Source organism: Mesorhizobium sp. ESP-6-2 (assembly GCF_020164675.1).
Lineage (GTDB): Bacteria > Pseudomonadota > Alphaproteobacteria > Rhizobiales > Rhizobiaceae > Mesorhizobium.
On sequence record NZ_JAIUGT010000001.1, the window covers coordinates 648,725 to 666,507 of the forward strand.

19 protein-coding genes are annotated in these 17,783 nt (G+C 64.9%); 8 read left to right on the forward strand and 11 right to left on the reverse strand.

Annotated features, from left to right (window positions below; genetic code table 11):
• Positions 1 to 35: 35 nt before the first annotated feature.
• Positions 36 to 1,019, reverse strand: coding sequence for an iron exporter MbfA (mbfA, locus tag LB532_RS03230; protein WP_140639442.1), 984 nt, complete (start codon positions 1,017 to 1,019; stop codon positions 36 to 38).
• Positions 1,020 to 1,196: 177 nt separating this feature from the next.
• Here mbfA and LB532_RS03235 point away from each other — a divergent pair, with 177 nt between their 5' ends.
• Together LB532_RS03235 and LB532_RS03240 are read left to right on the forward strand one after the other, a co-directional pair.
• Positions 1,197 to 1,520, forward strand: coding sequence for a hypothetical protein (locus LB532_RS03235; protein WP_140639441.1), 324 nt, complete (start codon positions 1,197 to 1,199; stop codon positions 1,518 to 1,520).
• Positions 1,521 to 1,666: 146 nt separating this feature from the next.
• Positions 1,667 to 2,647: a threonine/serine dehydratase gene (locus LB532_RS03240; RefSeq protein WP_140639440.1), complete on the forward strand. Its 981-nt coding sequence runs from the start codon at positions 1,667 to 1,669 to the stop codon at positions 2,645 to 2,647.
• A 94-nt stretch (positions 2,648 to 2,741) separates the two neighbouring features.
• Here the strand turns inward: LB532_RS03240 and LB532_RS03245 are convergent, their stop codons facing one another.
• From LB532_RS03245 to LB532_RS03265, 5 genes are all read right to left on the reverse strand, one after another.
• Positions 2,742 to 3,047 (reverse strand): DUF1236 domain-containing protein, encoded by a 306-nt coding sequence (locus LB532_RS03245; protein ID WP_140491773.1) that lies wholly within the window; start codon positions 3,045 to 3,047, stop codon positions 2,742 to 2,744.
• Between the two features lie 258 nt (positions 3,048 to 3,305).
• Positions 3,306 to 4,442, reverse strand: coding sequence for an ABC transporter permease (locus LB532_RS03250; RefSeq protein WP_140559144.1), 1,137 nt, complete (start codon positions 4,440 to 4,442; stop codon positions 3,306 to 3,308).
• The gene (locus LB532_RS03255; RefSeq protein WP_140639439.1) at positions 4,439 to 5,359 is read right to left on the reverse strand and encodes an ABC transporter ATP-binding protein; all 921 of its coding nucleotides are present in this window, start codon (positions 5,357 to 5,359) and stop codon (positions 4,439 to 4,441) included. Before LB532_RS03255 ends, LB532_RS03250 begins: the two co-directional genes overlap by 4 nt.
• Positions 5,356 to 6,309, reverse strand: a complete 954-nt coding sequence (locus LB532_RS03260) for an HlyD family secretion protein (RefSeq protein ID WP_140639438.1) — start codon at positions 6,307 to 6,309, stop codon at positions 5,356 to 5,358. Before LB532_RS03260 ends, LB532_RS03255 begins: the two co-directional genes overlap by 4 nt.
• Positions 6,306 to 6,995: a CerR family C-terminal domain-containing protein gene (locus LB532_RS03265; RefSeq protein ID WP_140639437.1), complete on the reverse strand. Its 690-nt coding sequence runs from the start codon at positions 6,993 to 6,995 to the stop codon at positions 6,306 to 6,308. Before LB532_RS03265 ends, LB532_RS03260 begins: the two co-directional genes overlap by 4 nt.
• A 91-nt stretch (positions 6,996 to 7,086) precedes the next feature.
• Between LB532_RS03265 and LB532_RS03270 the strand changes: the two genes are divergently transcribed.
• From LB532_RS03270 to LB532_RS03280, 3 genes are read left to right on the forward strand one after another with little or no spacing between them, the layout of a single operon-like run.
• Positions 7,087 to 7,560: a CYTH domain-containing protein gene (locus LB532_RS03270; protein ID WP_140491763.1), complete on the forward strand. Its 474-nt coding sequence runs from the start codon at positions 7,087 to 7,089 to the stop codon at positions 7,558 to 7,560.
• A complete protein-coding gene (locus LB532_RS03275; protein ID WP_140639436.1) occupies positions 7,557 to 8,495 on the forward strand; it encodes a CHAD domain-containing protein in 939 nt (312 codons plus the stop codon). Before LB532_RS03270 ends, LB532_RS03275 begins: the two co-directional genes overlap by 4 nt.
• 47 nt (positions 8,496 to 8,542) lie before the next feature.
• Entirely contained in the window at positions 8,543 to 9,142 is a 600-nt protein-coding gene (locus tag LB532_RS03280; RefSeq protein ID WP_140639577.1) for a DNA-3-methyladenine glycosylase, read from the forward strand.
• Between the two features lie 40 nt (positions 9,143 to 9,182).
• Here the strand turns inward: LB532_RS03280 and LB532_RS03285 are convergent, their stop codons facing one another.
• The 4 genes from LB532_RS03285 to LB532_RS03300 all read right to left on the reverse strand — a co-directional run bounded on the left by LB532_RS03285 (position 9,183) and on the right by LB532_RS03300 (position 12,623).
• Positions 9,183 to 10,916, reverse strand: coding sequence for a SulP family inorganic anion transporter (locus LB532_RS03285; RefSeq protein WP_140639435.1), 1,734 nt, complete (start codon positions 10,914 to 10,916; stop codon positions 9,183 to 9,185).
• A gap of 67 nt (positions 10,917 to 10,983) precedes the next feature.
• On the reverse strand, positions 10,984 to 11,262 hold the full coding sequence (locus LB532_RS03290) for a helix-turn-helix domain-containing protein (RefSeq protein WP_140639434.1): 279 nt from the start codon (positions 11,260 to 11,262) through the stop codon (positions 10,984 to 10,986).
• 289 nt (positions 11,263 to 11,551) lie between these two features.
• Positions 11,552 to 12,253, reverse strand: a complete 702-nt coding sequence (locus LB532_RS03295; protein WP_140639433.1) for a phosphatase PAP2 family protein — start codon at positions 12,251 to 12,253, stop codon at positions 11,552 to 11,554.
• A 31-nt stretch (positions 12,254 to 12,284) separates the two neighbouring features.
• Complete coding sequence (locus LB532_RS03300) at positions 12,285 to 12,623, reverse strand: hypothetical protein (RefSeq protein ID WP_140493450.1); 339 nt, start codon at positions 12,621 to 12,623, stop codon at positions 12,285 to 12,287.
• A gap of 160 nt (positions 12,624 to 12,783) precedes the next feature.
• Here LB532_RS03300 and LB532_RS03305 point away from each other — a divergent pair, with 160 nt between their 5' ends.
• Together LB532_RS03305 and LB532_RS03310 are read left to right on the forward strand one after the other, a co-directional pair.
• Positions 12,784 to 14,175, forward strand: a complete 1,392-nt coding sequence (locus tag LB532_RS03305; protein ID WP_140639432.1) for a sensor histidine kinase — start codon at positions 12,784 to 12,786, stop codon at positions 14,173 to 14,175.
• Positions 14,172 to 14,828, forward strand: coding sequence for a response regulator (locus LB532_RS03310; RefSeq protein WP_140639431.1), 657 nt, complete (start codon positions 14,172 to 14,174; stop codon positions 14,826 to 14,828). The genes LB532_RS03305 and LB532_RS03310 overlap by 4 nt, the downstream gene beginning before the upstream one ends.
• A gap of 162 nt (positions 14,829 to 14,990) precedes the next feature.
• Here the strand turns inward: LB532_RS03310 and LB532_RS03315 are convergent, their stop codons facing one another.
• Positions 14,991 to 15,470: a hypothetical protein gene (locus LB532_RS03315; protein WP_140639430.1), complete on the reverse strand. Its 480-nt coding sequence runs from the start codon at positions 15,468 to 15,470 to the stop codon at positions 14,991 to 14,993.
• 287 nt (positions 15,471 to 15,757) lie between these two features.
• Between LB532_RS03315 and LB532_RS03320 the strand changes: the two genes are divergently transcribed.
• Positions 15,758 to 17,761, forward strand: a complete 2,004-nt coding sequence (locus LB532_RS03320) for a PhoX family protein (RefSeq protein WP_140639429.1) — start codon at positions 15,758 to 15,760, stop codon at positions 17,759 to 17,761.
• The last annotated feature ends 22 nt before the right edge of the window (positions 17,762 to 17,783 follow it).

Below are 17,783 nucleotides of genomic sequence, written 5' to 3' on the forward strand. Positions count from 1 at the left end.
CCCTTCTCCGCAGGAGGAGGAGAAGGGAAATGGCGTTATGCGTTGCCGATCAGCACGCCTGCCGCGAACACCAGCGCACCGCCGAGCACCACCTGGAAGGCGGCGCGCAGGAAGGGTGTCTGCATGTAACGGTTCTGGACGAAAGCGATTGCCCAGAGTTCGAAGAACACCACCACGGCGGCAACCGCTGTCGCCGTCCAAAAATGCGGGATCAGGTAGGGCAATGCGTGGCCAAGGCCACCGGCCGCTGTCATGACACCGGTGGTGATGCCGCGCTTTACCGGCGAGCCGCGGCCCGAGAGCTTGCCATCATCGGAAGCGACTTCGGTGAAGCCCATCGATATGCCGGCGCCGATCGAGGCGGCAAGCCCGACAAGAAAGGTCTGCGATGTATCATGCGTGGCAAACGCCGCGGCGAAAATCGGCGCCAGCGTCGACACCGATCCGTCCATCAAGCCAGCCAGTCCCGGCTGAACATAGGTCAGGATGAACTGGCGCTGCTCGGCCGCCGCTTCCTCGTCCTTCACGTCGCCCGGCACATGCTTCTGCTCCAGGCGCTGCGCCAGCGTCTCGTGCCCCTGCTCCGCCACCGCCAGATCGTTGAGCAGTTTTCGTGTCGAGGCGTCGGTGGTACGCTTGGCCGCCTCCACGTAGAACAGGTAAGCCTGCCGCTCCATCGCCTCGGCCTGGCTGCGCACATGCTCGATGCCAAGCGGTCTGACCAGCCAGTCGGGCTTTCGCTCGTAATAGCCCTTCACATGTTCGCGCCGGATCAGCGGAATGCGCTCGCCGAAGCGCTTGCGATGAAGTTCGATCAGCGAGTCGCGATGGCCATCCTCTTCCTCAGCCATCTCCTCGAACACTTTCGCCGATTGCGGAAAGCTCTCGGCCAGCCCGTCGGCATAGGCGCGGTAGATGCGCCCGTCATCTTCCTCGGACGAAATGGCCAATGCCAGGATCTCCTGTTCGGAGAGCGATTCGAAGGGACGGCGGCCGAAGCCGAAAACACGGGAAAGCATGAGGAAATCACCCTAGTTTAGAATTGTTCTAAACTAAGGTTTGCTGCCGCATCGGTCAATCGTGCGTCTGGGCGGCAGTCAAGATTTGTTGAAGCGGCCATTCGGCGCAGGCCCTTCATTATCGGTAAATGTTCACTTATATGACCGAACTCAAGCCAACAATCGAGGAAGCCGCCGATGACTGCAAAGCCGCACGCCCATCACTTCGACCCGAAACCCGTGCTCGATCTCATCGCCAGCATCGAGGCCGACCTGCAGCGCCTGAAGGGCCTGGTCGAGCAGCAGGTCGAGAAATTCGACCCCGCCAACCCTCACAACAAGACCCCCGACGGCAAGCTGACCGAGGAAGGCGTCGAGTGCTGCTATCGCATGTTCGACGAAGGCAAGTCGCGCTATTCGGTCTCCCAGCAGATGAAGATTTCCTTCGCCGCCGCCACCCACCGCTTCAATGCCTGGCGCAAGGCCGGCGGCAACAAACGGAAGCGGACGTTGTTGGGGTGAGGGTTGAACTGGACGGACCGGCAGGCAGGTGACGGCCAGCACTGCCGGCCGTCGTGACTCCAAACCTTGTGACGGTTACATTTTTTTGTTGGCCTCGCGCGGCCCTTTGCGTGCACCATGGCCGGACCACATCTACAGGATCCGCCATGACCACGCCTCCCGGCATCGCCGATATCCACGCCGCCGCCGCCCGGCTCTCCGGCCTTATCGTCGAGACGCCACTGATCGAATCGCCCGGGCTCAACAGCCGCTTCGGCGGCCGCATCCTGTTCAAGCCGGAAACGCTGCAGCGCACCGGCTCGTTCAAGTTCCGCGGCGCCTACAACAAGCTGTCCTCGCTATCGGCCGAGGAGCGCGGCCGCGGCGTGGTCGCCTTTTCCTCGGGCAATCATGCGCAAGGCGTTGCCGCTTCCGCCGCCATGTTCGGCGTCAGGGCGGTCATCGCCATGCCGTCGGATGCGCCGGCCATGAAGATCGGCAATGTCCGCAAGATGGGCGCCGAAGTGGTCGCCTTTGATCGCGTCCGCGAAGACCGCGTGGCCGTGGTTCGGCCTTACGTGGAGAAGGGCATGGTCCTGGTGCCGCCCTATGACGATCCCGCCATCATCGCCGGCCAGGGCACGATCGGCCTCGAATTGCTGCGTCAGGCCAAGGCGCTTGGCGTGAGCCTCGACGCCGTCATCGTTCCCTGTGGCGGCGGCGGGCTGAGCAGCGGGATTTCGATCGCGGTCAAGGACGGTTCGCCCGCCACCGCCGTCTGGGCGGCAGAGCCGGAATTTTTCGACGACACCAGCCGGTCGCTGGCCAAGGGCGCCAGGGTAGCGAACGAGCCCGGCCACACCTCGATCTGCGACGCGCTTCTCGTCGCCGAGCCGGGCGCGCTCACCTTCGAGATCAATCGCAGGACGCTGGCCGGCGGCATTGCCGTCTCGGAGGAGGCGACGAAGCAGGCCATGCGCGACGCCATGGCCCATCTCAAGCTGGTCGTGGAGCCCGGCGGCTGCGTCGGGCTGGCGGCGCTCTCGTCGGGCAGGATCGACTTGGCCGGCAAATGCGTGGCCGTGGTGCTCTCTGGCGGCAATGTCGATTTCGACGCCTATGCCAAGATCATGGCTGCTGCCGCCTGACGCCCGCCCCGCATGGCAGGGCGGGCAGTCTTTGTTGTTTCGCAATTCCGGATGGAAACCGCTGCGCACTTTTCCTGGAATTGCCCCAGTGCCGTCAGTCGATGACCTTCACGATGCGACGGGTTCCGGGATCGACGAGGACGGTTTGACCGTTGACGACGACATAGCGGTACTGCACATCAGGAACATCGATCGCATGCAGCTCCACAGTGTCCGGCAAGGTTGAGCCGATGGCCAGCTGGACGCCCAGCAGGTCGACCGAGGCGATCGGCTTCTTGTGCACATATTCGCGGATAACGGTCTCCTGCTGCGGCTCGATGATCACGTCCTGAGCGGCGGCGGCACCGATGCCGGCCGCAAGCAGAAGCCCGGCCGCGGTGGCGGAAAGATACAGTCTCATCATTGCCTCCATTGCTGGTCGATAGAGCGCGATACACTTGCAAGTCTGTGCTCTATCTCGTTGTTTTGATGGCATTTCGCATGCCGCCGGATGATCCGGCCGGACTTCGAGATGCCAAAGGCTTCGCTTGCACTGAGGGGGCCGTCTTGGCCCGCAAGTGGCAGCGGCGAGGCTGATCGACAACGCCGGGGCAGAAGCATGGTTCCAACGGGAGGGTCCAGGGTTCGATGGAACCCTGGACCGCCCCAAGGGCTGTTTTCAGTCCAGCGTGCGGCGGAAGCGGACAAGGGCGACGCCGGCAAACAGCGCCACGAACACCACCAGCCAGCCGATCTCCACGGCCACCGCCGGCAGCTGCGCGCCCTTCAGCATGACGGCACGGGTAATGCGCAGGAAATGCGTGAGGGGAAAGATCTCGCCAAAGATCTGCGCCCAGCCCGGCATGCCGCGATAGGGAAACATGAAACCTGAAAGCATGATCGACGGCAGGAAGAAGAAGAAGGTGAGCTGCAACGCCTGCATCTGCGTGCGCGCGACGGTCGAGATCGTGTAGCCGAGCAGCACCAGGGACAGCACGAACACCAGCACCGCCGACAACAGCAGCGTCATCGACCCCGTGAAGGGGATGGCGAACAGAAGCTTCGACGCCGCCAGCACCACCACGACCTGAACCGCGCCGACCGCCAGATAGGGCAGCACCTTGCCCAGCATGATCTCGAGCGGGCTCGACGGCATGGCGAGCAGGTTCTCCATCGTGCCGCGCTCTGTCTCGCGCGTCAGCGCGATCGAGGTCATCATCACCATCGTCATCTGCAGGATGACGCCGAGCAGGCCGGGGACGATGTTGTATTGCGAGATGCCCTCCGGATTGTAGCGCCGGTGCACGACCACATCGAGCTGGCCCCGGGCGGCCTCGGCGGCGGCCTCCTGCATGCCTTGCGCTCTGAGCAACGCCTGGCCGGCGACGGTGCTGAGCGTCGAGATGGCGCCGCTGGCCACCGCCGGGTCGGTGGCGTCGGCCTCGATCAGGATCTGCGGATTGTCGCCGCGCTCCACCCGCCGCGCGAAATCGGCCGGAATGGTGACGACGAAGGCGACGTCGCCGCGCGCCATCAGGAATTCGGCCTCCTCGGCACTTTGCGCCACATGGTCGAAACGGTAGTAGCCGGTGGTCTGCAGGGCCGAGACCATGGCGCGCGTATAGGGATCGCTGCTCGTTGCCACGAGTGCCGCCGGCAGGCTCTTCGGGTCGTTGTTGATGGCGTAGCCGAACAGCACCAGCTGGATCAGCGGCACGCCCAGCATCATGGCGAAGGTGATGCGGTCGCGGCGCATCTGGATGAACTCCTTGATCAGCAGCGCGCCGAGCCGGGCGAAGGAGAAGACCGCGTTCATGCCATGTTGTCCTTCGAGCCGGACATGAACTGGATGAAGACGTCCTCGAGGCTGGTTTCGCCCGGCGCCACCGTCACGCCCTTGTGTTCCTTCTCGACATCGGCCAGCGCCGCCTCCAGCTTCTTCCTGTCGGCCCCCACGACATGCAGCGTCGCGCCGAACGGCGCCACCTGGTCAACGCCCGGCCGACCCTCAAGCGCTTGCGCCACCTGGTCGAGGCGCGGGCCCTGCAGGACGAAAGTGGTCAAGCCGGCATTCCTGACTACCTCGGCGACGGTGCCCGTCGCCAGCATCTTGCCGTAGGAGATATAGCTGATGCGGTGGCAGCGCTCGGCCTCGTCCATATAGTGCGTGGAGACCAGCACGGTCAGCCCGCCGTTGGCCAGCCGGTGGATCTCGTCCCAGAACTCGCGCCGCGCCTTGGGGTCGACGCCGGCCGTCGGCTCGTCGAGCAGAAGCAGCTTGGGCTTGTGCATGATGCAAGCGGCCAGCGCCAGCCGCTGCTTCCAGCCGCCCGACAGCGTACCGGCGAGCTGGTTGCGGCGTGTCGTCAGGCCGAGTTCCTCCAGGGTCCTGGCGACATGCGCCTCGACCGGCCTCAGCCGGTAGAGCCGCGCCACGAATTCGAGGTTCTCGCCGATCGTCAGATCCTCGTAGAACGAGAATTTCTGCGTCATGTAGCCGACCTCGCGCTTGATGCGCAGGCTGTCGGTGAGGATGTCGAAACCCAGCACCGTGCCTTCGCCCTCGTCCGGGGTCAGCAGGCCGCACATGATGCGGATGGTGGTGGTCTTGCCCGAGCCGTTGGGGCCGAGGAAGCCGACGATCTCGCCTTCCGCCACCGCCATCGTGACATGGTCGACGACGGTCTTGTCGCCGAAGCGCTTGACCAGGCCGTGCACGTCGATGACGTTCATTTCCCTGAAACCGCCAGCTCGACGTCGACGATCTGGCCCGGCTGCAAGGCGCCGGCGCTGCCCTCCGGCCGCGCCTCGACGAGGTAGACCAGCTTCTGCCGGTTCTCCAGCGAATAGATCACCGGCGGGGTGAACTCCGGATCGGGCGAGACATAGCTGACGCGCGCCTTCACATCCGGGCCGCAGCCGTCGCAATGGACGCGAAGCAAGGTGCCGACCTTGACCGAGGAGAAGGCGGCTTCCGGTATATAGACGCTGAGCTTCACCGCGCCGTCGGGCAGCACGGAGATGACGGGTGCGGTCGGACCTGCCGTGTCGCCCGGATTGCGGATGACGTCGTTGACGCGGCCCGGAGAAGGGGCCGCCAGGGTGCGCTTGGACAGCCGCCACGCCGCTTGGTCGAGCGCGGCCTGCGCCTGCTTGACCTGACTTTCAGCGGCCTTGATCGTCTCGGGACGCGCCGGCAGGCCGCCGGCGGCGAGATTGGCCTGCGCCTGTCCGACCTGCGCATTGGCCGTCTCCAGCGTGGCCGATGCGGTGTCGTAGTCGGCCTGCGTGCCGGTGCCGCGCTTGAAAAGGTCGGCGGCGCGGTCGTATTTGCGTCTGGCATCGTCAGCCTGCGCCTTGGCCATGTCGACCTGGGCCTTGAGGGCGGCGATTTCTTCCGGCCGCTTGCCCACTTGCAGATCGGCAAGCTGCGCCTGCGCCTGGGCGAGACTTGCCGTGGCCTGTGCGACCGCGATTTTCGCGTCGGCGTTTTCCAGCGTCACGATCGTGGTGCCCGATGTGACGCGATCGCCGCGCTTGACGGCGACGGTCTCGACCTGCGCCACCTCGATCGGCGCCAGCAGCACATAGTCGCCTTCGACATAGCCGACGGCCAGCGGCGAAGCCGGTGCGCAGGCGCCGAAGAGCTGAGCGGCAAGCGGCAGCGAACAAAGAAAGCTCATCGTCTCGATCCCTTCCGGGCGGCCAGTATGGCGCCGAGGTTGTCCGATGTGACGGCCGCCACCTTGGCGGCCTCGGCGGTGCCGATCTCGCGCCAGCCCATGCGGCGCATGACCGCCTCGCGGCCGATGCGGAAATAGAGGACCTGTCCGATCAGCGTGAACACGGTGAGCCGGGTCGCCTCGCTCTCGGCCGCCTCGCCGGTCGCCTGTTCCCAGAGTAGGCACAGGCGCCGATGCGTCGGCTCGAACACGCCGTCATAGATGCGGTCGAGCGCCGCGGTCGGATGCGAGAGCTCGCGCAGCACGAACTGCACGATCTCACCGGCTTGCGGCTGCGCCACGACGAATGCCACCATCCGCTCCAGCGCCGCGAACAGCTGTGCCCGCGCCGTATCGGGGTTCGGGGTTGCCGGCGCCCGCGCCTCGCCGAGTGCCTGGCCGGCGACCGCTTGTATGGTGTCCACGATATGGTCGGCGGCGGCGAGGCGCAGCCCCTCCTTGCTGCCGAAGTGGTAGGCGATGGAACCGATATTGGCCTTGGCCTCCGCCGCGATCTCGCGCGTGGAGGTGCCGTCGAAGCCTTGTCTTCCGAACAGCTTGAGCGCCGCGCGGACCAGGGCTTCACGCGTCATCTCCGCAGCGGGCGGCTCGCGGCGAGGAGTTCGGGCTTCGGGCGGCTTGATCATGCGGCATACTTTAATCAATCGATTGATTAAGTCAAATCCCGTCCCGGACATGGCTTGCCATGCCGGCTCGCGCGGGCTTTAGTGCGCGGCCATGGGCAAGGAAGTCGAGCGCAAGTTCCTGGTCTCCGGCACGGCATGGCGGGATCTGGTCGAGGCGGACATCCGCATTCTCCAGTTCTATCTCGCCGCCGCGCCGGGACGCACGGTGCGCGTGCGCATCAGCAACGGCGCCTCGGCCAGGCTGACGCTCAAATTCGGCAGCACGGCGCGCGAGCGCGACGAATTCGAATATCCCATTCCGCTGGCCGACGCCGTGGAGATGCTCGGCTTCGCCATCGGGCGTGTCATCGAGAAGACACGTCATCATGTTAGGCATGGCGGCTATCTCTATGAAGTCGATGTCTTTGGCGGCGCGCTGGCGGGGCTTGTGATGGCCGAACTCGAGACACCGGACGATGTTCCGGACGAAATGCTGCCAGACTGGCTCGGCCGCGAAGTGACTGGCGAACAGAAATTCTATAACGCGTCGCTCGCCCTCGGGGGGATTCCGGAGATCGCCGCATGAGTTTTCGCATCGATCCGCGCCTGCCGCTGACCGGCGAAGTCAGGCGAATCCTGGCCGAGGAAATCGGCAAGGCGCTTACTCATCTCGACACGGCGCGTGACAGGCCGGAACAGGGACTGCACAAATGCCGCAAACGGCTGAAGAGCGTGCGCGCCTTGTTGCGTCTGGTTCGTTCCGGTGACGAAACATTCTGCCGCACGGAGAATGAGTGTTACAGGCAGGTCTCGGCATTGCTCGCCGGACCGCGCGAGGCGACCGCCTTGATCGAGACGATCGACCGTCTGGCCGACGCCTTTCCGGGGCAAAGCGCCGGTGACGGCCTCAGCCCCGCCCGCGATCGCCTGGTGATGCGCCAGCACGCGCTTCATGCCGGCGCCGGTCTCGATGCGGCCATAAAAGCTGCCATCGCCGCCTGCCAGGAGGGCCTCGAACGGGTCGACAGGCTGTCCTTGCCGGACCAGCCGGAGCAGGCCGCCGACATTCTGGCCGAGGGCGCCCGCACCATATTGCGGCGCGCACGCAAAGCGCTGGACAAGGCGGGCTCGAGCGGCGAGGCCGAGGATTTCCATGATCTGCGCAAGGCGGCCAAGACCCATAGCATGCATCTGTCGCTGCTCGGCCGCCTGTGGCCAACGCCAATCAAGGCTCGTCGCAAGGCGGTCGACAAGCTTGCAGAGCAACTCGGCGAACTGCACGACGTCTTCGTCATGCGCGCGATGCTGGATGCCGGCGGCGAGCCGCTTGGGCCGCCCGGCGATACGAAACTCCTTGGCAAACTCCTGAAGCATTCCGAAAAGAGCCTGAGGAAATCCTGCCTTGCCGAGGCGGCCGAACTGTTCGGCGACAGTCCCAGGCGCTCGACGAAGAAGCTGGCCCGAAAGGCGCGCGACCATCTTGCCGGCGCTCCGCCTGCGGAGGAATTGGCGGCGAGGTGACGAGAGCCTTTGCCACACGGGCGGATCTAAAACCAGCCGCCATGAGGATGGTCGTCCGCAGCCCGCTCGCCCGTTCGGAACTGCCGCACGATACGGCCGTTCTCGCGCGCTATCTCATCGGCAAGATCGTGGTGCGGGAATTGCCCGAAGGCATTGCCAGCGGCCGCATCGTCGAGACCGAGGCGTATGTCGCCGGCGATGCTGCCGGCCACGGCTACCGGGGAATGACGCCGCGCAACCGCTCGCTGTTCCTCGAGCGCGGGCATGCCTATGTCTATCTCGCCTACGGCATCTCATACATGCTGAACGTCTCGAGCGAAGTGCCCGGAATCGGAACCGGCGTCCTGATCAGGGCACTCGAGCCGCTCGACGGCATTCCGATCATGCGGCTCAATCGCGGCATCGAGCGCCTGCGTGACCTGGCGCGAGGACCGGGAAGGCTCGCCATGGCGTTGCGGATCGACCGTTCGCTCGACGGGCTCGATCTTTGCCGGGAAGGCCCTCTATGGCTCGCAAGCGATGGCCGCGACCCCGGCGAAATCGGGCAGGGCGTTCGGATCGGCATTTCGAAGGATGCCGACCGCCTGTTGCGATTTTATATCCGGGGAAGTCCCTTCGTCAGCGGTTCGCGATCGCTCAACCCATGAGAGGCGCTTCCCGGCGCGTTGGAAGGAAGCAGAATGCAACCTACTGCGCTGCCCTCTTCCCTTCCAACTGCGCCCGCGCGGCCTGGATCGAGGCGGCGTAGGTCACCAGCGGGCGCTTGAGGCCGTGGTTGATCAGCGTGCGCCTGGTCTGCGGCGAAGCGCCCGATATGACAAAGCGCACGCCGGCGCGCCTGGCCTTGTGCGCCGCACCCTCGATGACATTGGCCGCGGTCGAATCGAAGAACGGCACCGCCGAGCAGTCGAGGATGAAGTTCTTGCGCTGGTCGGCGATGCGGTCGAGCACCGCGCCGACGGTCGAAGCGGCGCCGAAGAAGAATGCGCCGGAGATGCGGTAGACGACGGTGTCGGCGTTGGTCGCGTCCCTGGAATCATAGACGCTCTCGCGGTCGGCGACGTCCTCCGGCACCAGCGTCTGGTCGGCCTCGACAGCGATGGATTTCGCCATGCGGTCGATGAACAGGATCGAGCCCAGCGCGAAGCCGACGACGATGCCTTCGGTCAAGTCGCGGAAGACCACGATCAGGAAGGTGGCCATCAGCACCAGGGCATCGCCGCGCGAGGCGCGCAGCAGCGTGGCGAAGGCCTGCTTCTCGAACATGTTCCAGCACACCACCGCCAGCACGCCGGCGAGGGCGGAGAGCGGAATGTAGCTGGCGAGCGGCGCTGCCACCAGCATCAGGACGAGCAGGATCATGGAGTGGATCATGCCCGAAACCGGCCCGTGCGCGCCGGCCCGCACATTGGTGGCGGTACGGGCAATGGTGCCGGTGGTGCAGATGCCGCCGAACAGGGCCGAGGCGATGTTGGCGAAGCCTTGCGCCACCAGTTCGCAGTTGGAACGGTGCCGGCGGCCGGTCATGCCGTCGGCGACGACGGCCGACAGCAAGGACTCGATGGCGCCCAGCAACGCGAAGGCGATGGCGTCCGGCAGCACGTCGATCATCCTGTCGAGGCTGACAGGGGGAAGCGCCGGCCATTGCAGGCTGCGCGGGATGCCGCCAAAGCGCGTGCCGATCGTCTCGGCCGGCAGCGCAAACAGCGCCACCGCGAGCGACGCCAGCCCGATGGCGATCAACATCGCCGGCCATTTCGGTCGCCAGCGCTTCAGGAAAGCGATGGTTGCGATTGTCAGCACCGCCACGACGGTCGCCGCGAGATTGATCGTGCCGGCCGCCTCGCCGATCGCCGTCAACTTCGGCACCAGCGGACCTGGCTCCTTGCCGGCGAGCTTCAGCCCGAACAATTCGACGATCTGGCCCGAGAAGATGATGACGGCGATACCGGCGGTAAAGCCGACCGTCACCGGATAGGGAATGAACTTTATGTAGGTGCCGAGCCGCAGGTACCCGATGGCGATGAGGAAGATGCCGGCCATCATCGTCGCCAGCAACAGCCCGTCCACGCCGACCCGCGCGACCGTCGCCGCCACCAGCACGATGAAGGCGCCCGCGGGGCCGCCGATCTGGAAACGGCTGCCGCCGAACGCCGAAATGATGAAGCCGCCGATGATGGATGTATAGAGCCCGCGCTCCGGCGTCACCCCTGATGCGATGGCGATTGCCATCGACAGCGGCAAGGCGACGATGGCGACGGTCAGCCCGGCAATCGCATCGGCCCTGAGATGTTCGAGCCTGTAGCCTTCGCGCCAGACCGTCACCAGTTTCGGTGTGAACAGTTCGGAAAAAGTCGGCTTTGCCGGCCCATGGGCCGGTTTGCGCGCGGTTTCGTGGAGTGTCTGCCCGATCTCGTCCATGGACTGCCTTCCGCACCTGAAAGGCGGCGGGATCGTCGGCAGGACTGTCGGCGGTCGCCGTCGCGACTTATGCCGGCTCAGCTTGCGGATTGGGCGGCACGGCAGGCTTGAGGCGCACGCCCCGGCCGCCGCGCTCACTGGGTTGATTCTCGCCGATCAGCTCCACCCCGGCCTCGTCGAGGGCCTGGATGACCTTCATCAGCGTATCGACCACGCCCCTGACCACGCCGTCGCTCGCTTCCATGCGCTGGATGGTGGGAAGCGAAACGCCGGCGCGCTCGGCGAGCGTCTTCTGATCGATGCCGGCCAGCGCCCTCGCGGCGCGCATCTGCGCGGCAGTGATCATCGGCCGGGATCCCCGTCTGAGTCTGCGGATGTGATGTATAATACGATCATAATGATGTTTCAAGCATCAGGATGCACGCTTGACCCTTGATCATCATCGCTATCGAGCATTTTTCGGATACTTCCCGAACATTGAGAGCTAAGGTGTTCCATGTGGGGCAGAGGATAACGCGGTCGACCATTTCAAGACATTGACGACATCGGCATGGCTGGTATCGGTGGCCCTTCTGCTAACGGGCTGCGGACACTTGATCAACCGGCTGATCTGACCGCTTCCCGGTCGGGCGTCGTCAGGCATCGTCACGCACCACCCTGCGCCGCTGCAGGACCCTTGCAGCCAACCAGCACAGCATGGCCCAGGCAAAGCCCGCGCACCAGCCGGCCAGCACGTCCGACGGCCAGTGGACGCCGAGATAGATGCGGCTGATGCCGACAAGCACCGTCGTCAGCACGGCGAGCGCCAGGACATAGATCTTCGTCGTCCGGCCATGCAGGAAGCGCGCCGCAAGCGAGCCCAATGTGAGATAGGTCACCGCCGACAGCATCGCGTGGCCGCTTGGGAAGGAAAGCGAGGTCTCGTTGACCAGATGCGAGACGAGCTCGGGCCGCGGCCGGTCGACGCCGAGCTTCAGCAGGCTCGACAGCGTCTGGCCGCCCGCCACGGCGACGAAGATGAGAAGCGCGGTCCCGGGCCGGTGGATCAACAGCAGATAGATGATCGTCGCCGCCGTGATCAGCACCAGCACGCTGGTGCTGCCGAGGCTGGTGATGTCGCGCATCGCCCCTTCCATCCATAGCGGGCCGATCGGGATACCGGGTTGGCCCGCCTGGCGGAAGGCAAGCATGATTTCAGTGTCGAAGGCGTGCGGCGTGGTGGCCCGTGCCACCTCCATCAACTCCACGAAACCCCACAGGCCGGCGGCGACCACAAGGCCGGCCAGCAGCACCGGGAATTCGACCCGGCTCAGCAGAGCCTTTGCCGCAGTCTTCATCGGACCTCGTTTCGCAACCATGGTGTGCCGGTCATCGCCCTTGCACATAGGGCCCGAGCGTGATCAGCGCCACGGCGGCGATCGCCAGCACGATGCCGGCCGCCTGCAGCGTATTGATGCGCTCGCCGAAGAATATCAGCGCCACCAGATTGACCGATACCAGCTGGATGACGGCCGACAGGCTGAACGACACCGACATGCCGAATTCGCGAATCAGCCGCAGCATGATCAGGTTGCCCAGCGAATAGAGCGCAAGCGTCAGCACGATCTTGCCCAGGCTGGGCGCCATCCCCCATTGCTTGGCGGCCGCCGCCGCCAGCAGAAAGATCACGGTCGAAAGACCGAGCTGAAGTAACCCCGAAAAACTCACCCTGCCCCTCGATATTGATGCCGGTCGTCCATGCCTTGTTTCGCAAGCGCGTCGGGACGTCAAGCAACTGCCGTGGGACCAGGCTCTTGTGTCGGCAGGACCGAAGCGCCAAAGTCGCGGCCACTACCCTGCCCCTGCGGGTGGGAGCGAGGAGCGTGTCGTGCGATTTCTCGAAACCTTGTCGCGGCGCTGGAACGGGCTTACGCTGGCGCTGCAGTTCATCATTGCCGGCGGCTTCGGGCTGCTTGCTGTGATGTTGGTGGTCGGCTTCTGGGTCACCGCGCAAATCCGCGAAAGCGTGCTCCACAATTCGGCGGCCACGACTGCCCTTTATGTCGACAGCGTGATCGCTCCGCTGCTCCCCGATCTGCGCACGAACCATCAGCTCGATGACACCGTCAAACGGGCGCTTGACGAGACCCTCGGCCAAGGTGCGCTCGGCAAACGGCTGTTTTCCTTCAAGTTGTGGCGTCGGGACGGCACGGTGCTGTATTCGAAGGACACGGCCTTGATCGGCCGGCAGTTCGGCCCGAGCGCCAATCTGCGTGCCGCCTTCGCCGGGAATGTCGTCGCCGAGTTCAACGAGCTAGGCGACGAGGACGACAAGGAGGAGAGGGCCGCGGGCGTGCCGCTGCTGGAAATCTACAATCCAGTCCGCGAACCCTGGTCGGGCGAGGTGGTCGCCGTCACCGAATTCTACGAGATCGCCGACGATTTCCAGGCGGCTCTGGCTTCCGCCTTGCTGTCAAGCTGGCTGATCGTGGCCGGCGCCACGCTGGCGGCGCTGCTGCTGTTGTCGGGGATCGTCATACGTGGCAGCCGCACCATCGACAAGCAGCGCGGCGTTCTGCAGGGCCAGGTGTCCGAGCTGCAGGCGCTGGTCTCGCAAAACCGGGCGCTGCGCCTGCGCGTCCAGCAGGCGTCGCGCCGTGCCACGGCGCTCAACGAACGATACTTGCGTCGTATCGGTGCCGACCTTCATGACGGGCCGGCTCAGCTCGTCGCGCTGGCGGCGCTGCGTGTGGATAGCCCCGCCATTTCCGGCGAGGGTGCCTCCAGCGACAGCCGCAACGCCGAGATTGCCATGATCCGCATGGCGCTGGACGACGCGATGCGTGAAATCCGCGGCATCTGCAACGGCCTCGTCCTGCCGCAGATAGAAACGGCCGCGGCCGGCGACATTCTGCGTCTTGCCGTCGACGAGCATCAACGCAGGACCCGCAGTTCCGTGGCGCTGACCTTATCCAGGCAGTTGCCCGAACTGGGCGCTTCGGAGAAGATCAGCATCTATCGCTTCGTCCAGGAGGGGCTGAACAACGCCTACCGTCATGGGCAGGGCAAGGATCAGGAGGTGAAGGCCGGGATGACAGGCGGCAAGTTCTTCGTTGAAGTATCGGATGGCGGGCCCGGATTCGACCCGAGGCGGGCAGAAGGCCTGGGGCTCGCCGGCATCAGGGAGCGTATCGAAAGCATTGGTGGCCAGTTCGAGACCACGACCGGGCCGCAGGGAACACGATTGATGATTACGCTAGCTGTCGAGGATCAACCATGATCGGTACCATCCGTGTCGCCATTGTCGACGACCATCCGCTGTTTCGCGAAGGCGTTACCCGCAGCCTGTCGGAGATCGGCGGCTTCGACATGGTGGCCCAGGGCGCCACGGCGCAGGATGCCGAACGCATCGCCTCGACTTTGCAGCCCGACATACTGCTGCTCGACATCAGCATGCCGGGTGACGGTCTTGCGTCGGTGGCCGGCATACTGGGTGCCAATCCCGGACAGAAGATCGTCATGCTGACGGTCTCGGAGGCCAATGCTGACGTGGCGCGGGCGCTGAACGCCGGTGTGCGCGGCTATGTGCTGAAGGGGGTCGGCTCGCGCATGCTGGCCGAAATCCTGCATGGTGTCGCGGCCGGCGAGACCTATGTGTCGCCGACCCTGTCGGCCCGCCTGCTTTCGGACCTGCAATCGCTGCAGCCGGGCAACGGCAGGACGGACCGCCTGCGTCAGCTCACCGGACGCGAGGCCGAGATCCTGCAGCTGGTGGCGGAAGGGCTGAGCAACAAGGAAGTGGCGCTGCGGCTGGCACTGCAGGAAAAAACGGTCAAGCATCACATGACCGGTGTGCTGTCCAAGCTCAACGTCCGCAATCGCACCGAGGCGGCGCTGCTGATGCGCGAAGCGCGGGATCGGGCCGGCAGCTAATCCTGGTCGCCCGCAAGGGATCCACAGTTTGGGAAAGCGCGGTGCAGCGGAACGCTCCAGGGCAAAAAAAGACGGCCCCTACACGGGGCCGGAGCGAGAAGGTCACCTCCGCCGGGGGGCGGCGGAGGTGACACGTAGAGCGGGCGATGCCTATTGCCCGCTCTACAACCCCTTGAGGCGGCTTATATCCGCCGCCGTCGCAGGGCGCTCGACGATCGTGCGGCCCAGAGCGTCGGTCATTTTGAAGCGACCCTTCTCGATCTCTTCGCCGAAACCGTTAGGGTGCTGCACCACGATCTTGTTGTCGTCTATTTCGACACGATCGCCGGTTGTTGCGTTCACATGCTTGCCGGAGCTGCTGGCGCCCTTCCCCTTGCCACTGTTGCCGCCGCCATTGTTCCCGTTGCCGCCAGCGTTGCCATTGTTGCCTCCGGCGTTGCCATTGTTGCCGCCGCCACTATTCCCGCCTCCACCATTGCCGCCGCCATTGCCGCCATTGCCGTTCTTGGCCTGGGCGCTGGACACGACAATGCCTGCGGCGGAACCGTGAAAATCGAGGTGATAGGGGGCTATGGTCAGCGCCAGTGCCGGCACTGCTCTCAGGGCCAGCCAGCAACAATGAGCCATGATCGATCTGCGCATCAGTCCCTCACTTGATTGGACCGGCAAATTCAGAGGCCATCTCGTGCAGGTACGCGACCATCGGCGACATGGCGTGTTCGTGTAAGTGGCCCACGACCGATGCCGCGGCAATCCAGACCTTCGACCCGATCGGTTTAGGACCTTAGTCCGAGTTTCAAACCGGATATGGCGCGAGGTTTGCGGTCAAGCTGGCGGGTGCACGAATGTCACGAAAGTGTGACCGATCGTCTATAAGGGGTCGAAACGCGTGACACGCTCCAGCCATCCAGGAAGCCAGAGGCAGACCCATGACCGACCATCGCTCGCCCGACGCCAGATTCCGCACCAGCCTGCTTGAGGAAAACGACGGTCCGGCGACCAACCCCACCGACAACAGCACCATGGGCGAAATCATCGCCGAGCGGTTCTCCCGCCGCGCCTTCCTCAAGGGTTCGCTGGCCGTCTCGGCCATCGCCGCCACCGTCAGCCCGCTGGCGCTCGTGGCCGCCGACGATGCGCGTGCCGCCGAGGGTTCGGCTTTCTCGTTCGACGAACTCGAAGCCGGTATCGACGACAAGCACCATGTCGCGCCGGGCTACGACGCCGACGTGCTGTTGCGCTGGGGCGATCCGCTGTTTGCCGATTCGCCGGAGTTCGACCCGGCCAGGCAGTCGGCTGAGGCCCAGGCAAGACAATTCGGCTACAACAATGACTATGTCGGCTATATCGGGATCGATGGCTCCGCCGAGCACGGCCTGCTGGTCGTCAACCACGAATACACCAATCCGCATCTGATGTTCCCGGGCATCGTCAAGATCGTCGAGAAGGACGGCAAGAAAGCGGCCGAACTCGCACCGCTCTCGAAGGAGCAGGTAGACGTCGAGATGGCGGCACATGGCGGCACCATCGTCGAGATCCGCAAGGAAGGCGGCAAGTGGCAGGTGGTGCGCGACGGCAAGTTGAACCGCCGCATCACCTCCAACACCGAAATGGCGCTGTCGGGCCCGGTCGCCGGTCATGACCGCGTCAAGACCAATGCCGACCCATCCGGCACCAAGGTCATCGGCACATTCAACAACTGCGCCGGCGGCGTCACGCCCTGGGGCACCTATGTCATGGCCGAGGAGAACATCCACGGCTATTTCTCCGGTGAACTGCCGGAAGGCCATAAGGAAGCCGCCAACTACAAGCGCCTCGGCATTCCAGAAGGGGCCTATGAATGGGGCGCGCATTACGACCGCTTCGACCTCGCCAAGGAGCCGAACGAGCCCAACCGTTTCGGCTGGATCGTCGAGGTCGACGTCAACGATCCGACGTCCACGCCGAGGAAGCGCACCGCAATGGGCCGCTTCAAGCATGAAGGCGCCGAATCGATCGTCGCCAAGGATGGGCGCGTCGTCTTCTATCTCGGCGACGACGAGCGCTTCGACTATGTCTATAAATTCGTCACATCAGGCCGTTTCGATCCGGACGACCGCGCCGCCAACATGAACCTGCTCGACGACGGCACGCTGCATGTCGCCAAGTTCGCCGCCGACGGTACGGTGGAATGGCTGCCGATCGTCTTCGGCAACGGCCCGCTGACGGCCGAGAACGGCTTTGCCGGCCAGGCCGACGTGCTGATCGAGACGCGGCGTGCCGCCGACCTGCTCGGCGCCACCAAGATGGACCGTCCCGAGGACATCCAGCCCAATGCTGTCAACGGCAAGGTCTATGTCATGCTGACCAACAATTCCAAACGCAAGGCCGACCAGGTCGACGCCGCCAACCCGCGCGCCGACAACGCCTTCGGCCACATCATCGAGATATCGGAGGATGGCGGCGATTTCGCCGGCACCAGGGGCAAATGGGAAGTGCTCCTGAAATGCGGCGATCCGGCGGTTGCCGATGTCGGCGCCACCTTCTCCACCGCCACTACGGCCAACGGCTGGTTCGGCATGCCCGACAATTGCGCGGTCGATTCGGCCGGGCGCCTGTGGGTCGCCACCGACGGCCAGGGCCCGAAGGCCACCGGCCGCACCGACGGCCTGTGGGCGGTCGACACCGAAGGGCCGGCGCGCGCGACGTCAAAACTGTTTTTCCGCGTGCCGATCGGCGCTGAAATGTGCGGGCCGCTGTTTGCGCCGGACGATCAGACCGCCTTCGTCGCCGTCCAGCATCCCGGCGACGGTGGCGAGGATTGGGAGGCGTTCGGCCGCCCGTCCTATTATGAGGATCCGTCGACGCGCTGGCCCGATTTCAAACCGGACATGCCGGTGCGGCCGGCGGTCGTCGCCATTACCAGGCAAGGCGGCGGCAAGATCGCGATTTAGAGGGCAATTCCAGGAAAGTGGG

Excerpts from the sequence above, each read along its gene's own strand:
- mbfA (WP_140639442.1), bottom strand. The coding sequence starts at position 1,019 with ATGCTTTCCCGTGTTTTCGGCTTCGGCCGCCGTCCCTTCGAATCGCTC.
- LB532_RS03235 (WP_140639441.1), top strand. The coding sequence starts at position 1,197 with ATGACTGCAAAGCCGCACGCCCATCACTTCGACCCGAAACCCGTGCTC.
- LB532_RS03240 (WP_140639440.1), top strand. The coding sequence starts at position 1,667 with ATGACCACGCCTCCCGGCATCGCCGATATCCACGCCGCCGCCGCCCGG.
- LB532_RS03245 (WP_140491773.1), bottom strand. The coding sequence starts at position 3,047 with ATGAGACTGTATCTTTCCGCCACCGCGGCCGGGCTTCTGCTTGCGGCC.
- LB532_RS03250 (WP_140559144.1), bottom strand. The coding sequence starts at position 4,442 with ATGAACGCGGTCTTCTCCTTCGCCCGGCTCGGCGCGCTGCTGATCAAG.
- LB532_RS03255 (WP_140639439.1), bottom strand. The coding sequence starts at position 5,359 with ATGAACGTCATCGACGTGCACGGCCTGGTCAAGCGCTTCGGCGACAAG.
- LB532_RS03260 (WP_140639438.1), bottom strand. The coding sequence starts at position 6,309 with ATGAGCTTTCTTTGTTCGCTGCCGCTTGCCGCTCAGCTCTTCGGCGCC.
- LB532_RS03265 (WP_140639437.1), bottom strand. The coding sequence starts at position 6,995 with ATGATCAAGCCGCCCGAAGCCCGAACTCCTCGCCGCGAGCCGCCCGCT.
- LB532_RS03270 (WP_140491763.1), top strand. The coding sequence starts at position 7,087 with ATGGGCAAGGAAGTCGAGCGCAAGTTCCTGGTCTCCGGCACGGCATGG.
- LB532_RS03275 (WP_140639436.1), top strand. The coding sequence starts at position 7,557 with ATGAGTTTTCGCATCGATCCGCGCCTGCCGCTGACCGGCGAAGTCAGG.
- LB532_RS03280 (WP_140639577.1), top strand. The coding sequence starts at position 8,543 with ATGGTCGTCCGCAGCCCGCTCGCCCGTTCGGAACTGCCGCACGATACG.
- LB532_RS03285 (WP_140639435.1), bottom strand. The coding sequence starts at position 10,916 with ATGGACGAGATCGGGCAGACACTCCACGAAACCGCGCGCAAACCGGCC.
- LB532_RS03290 (WP_140639434.1), bottom strand. The coding sequence starts at position 11,262 with ATGATCACTGCCGCGCAGATGCGCGCCGCGAGGGCGCTGGCCGGCATC.
- LB532_RS03295 (WP_140639433.1), bottom strand. The coding sequence starts at position 12,253 with ATGAAGACTGCGGCAAAGGCTCTGCTGAGCCGGGTCGAATTCCCGGTG.
- LB532_RS03310 (WP_140639431.1), top strand. The coding sequence starts at position 14,172 with ATGATCGGTACCATCCGTGTCGCCATTGTCGACGACCATCCGCTGTTT.
- LB532_RS03315 (WP_140639430.1), bottom strand. The coding sequence starts at position 15,470 with ATGCGCAGATCGATCATGGCTCATTGTTGCTGGCTGGCCCTGAGAGCA.
- LB532_RS03320 (WP_140639429.1), top strand. The coding sequence starts at position 15,758 with ATGACCGACCATCGCTCGCCCGACGCCAGATTCCGCACCAGCCTGCTT.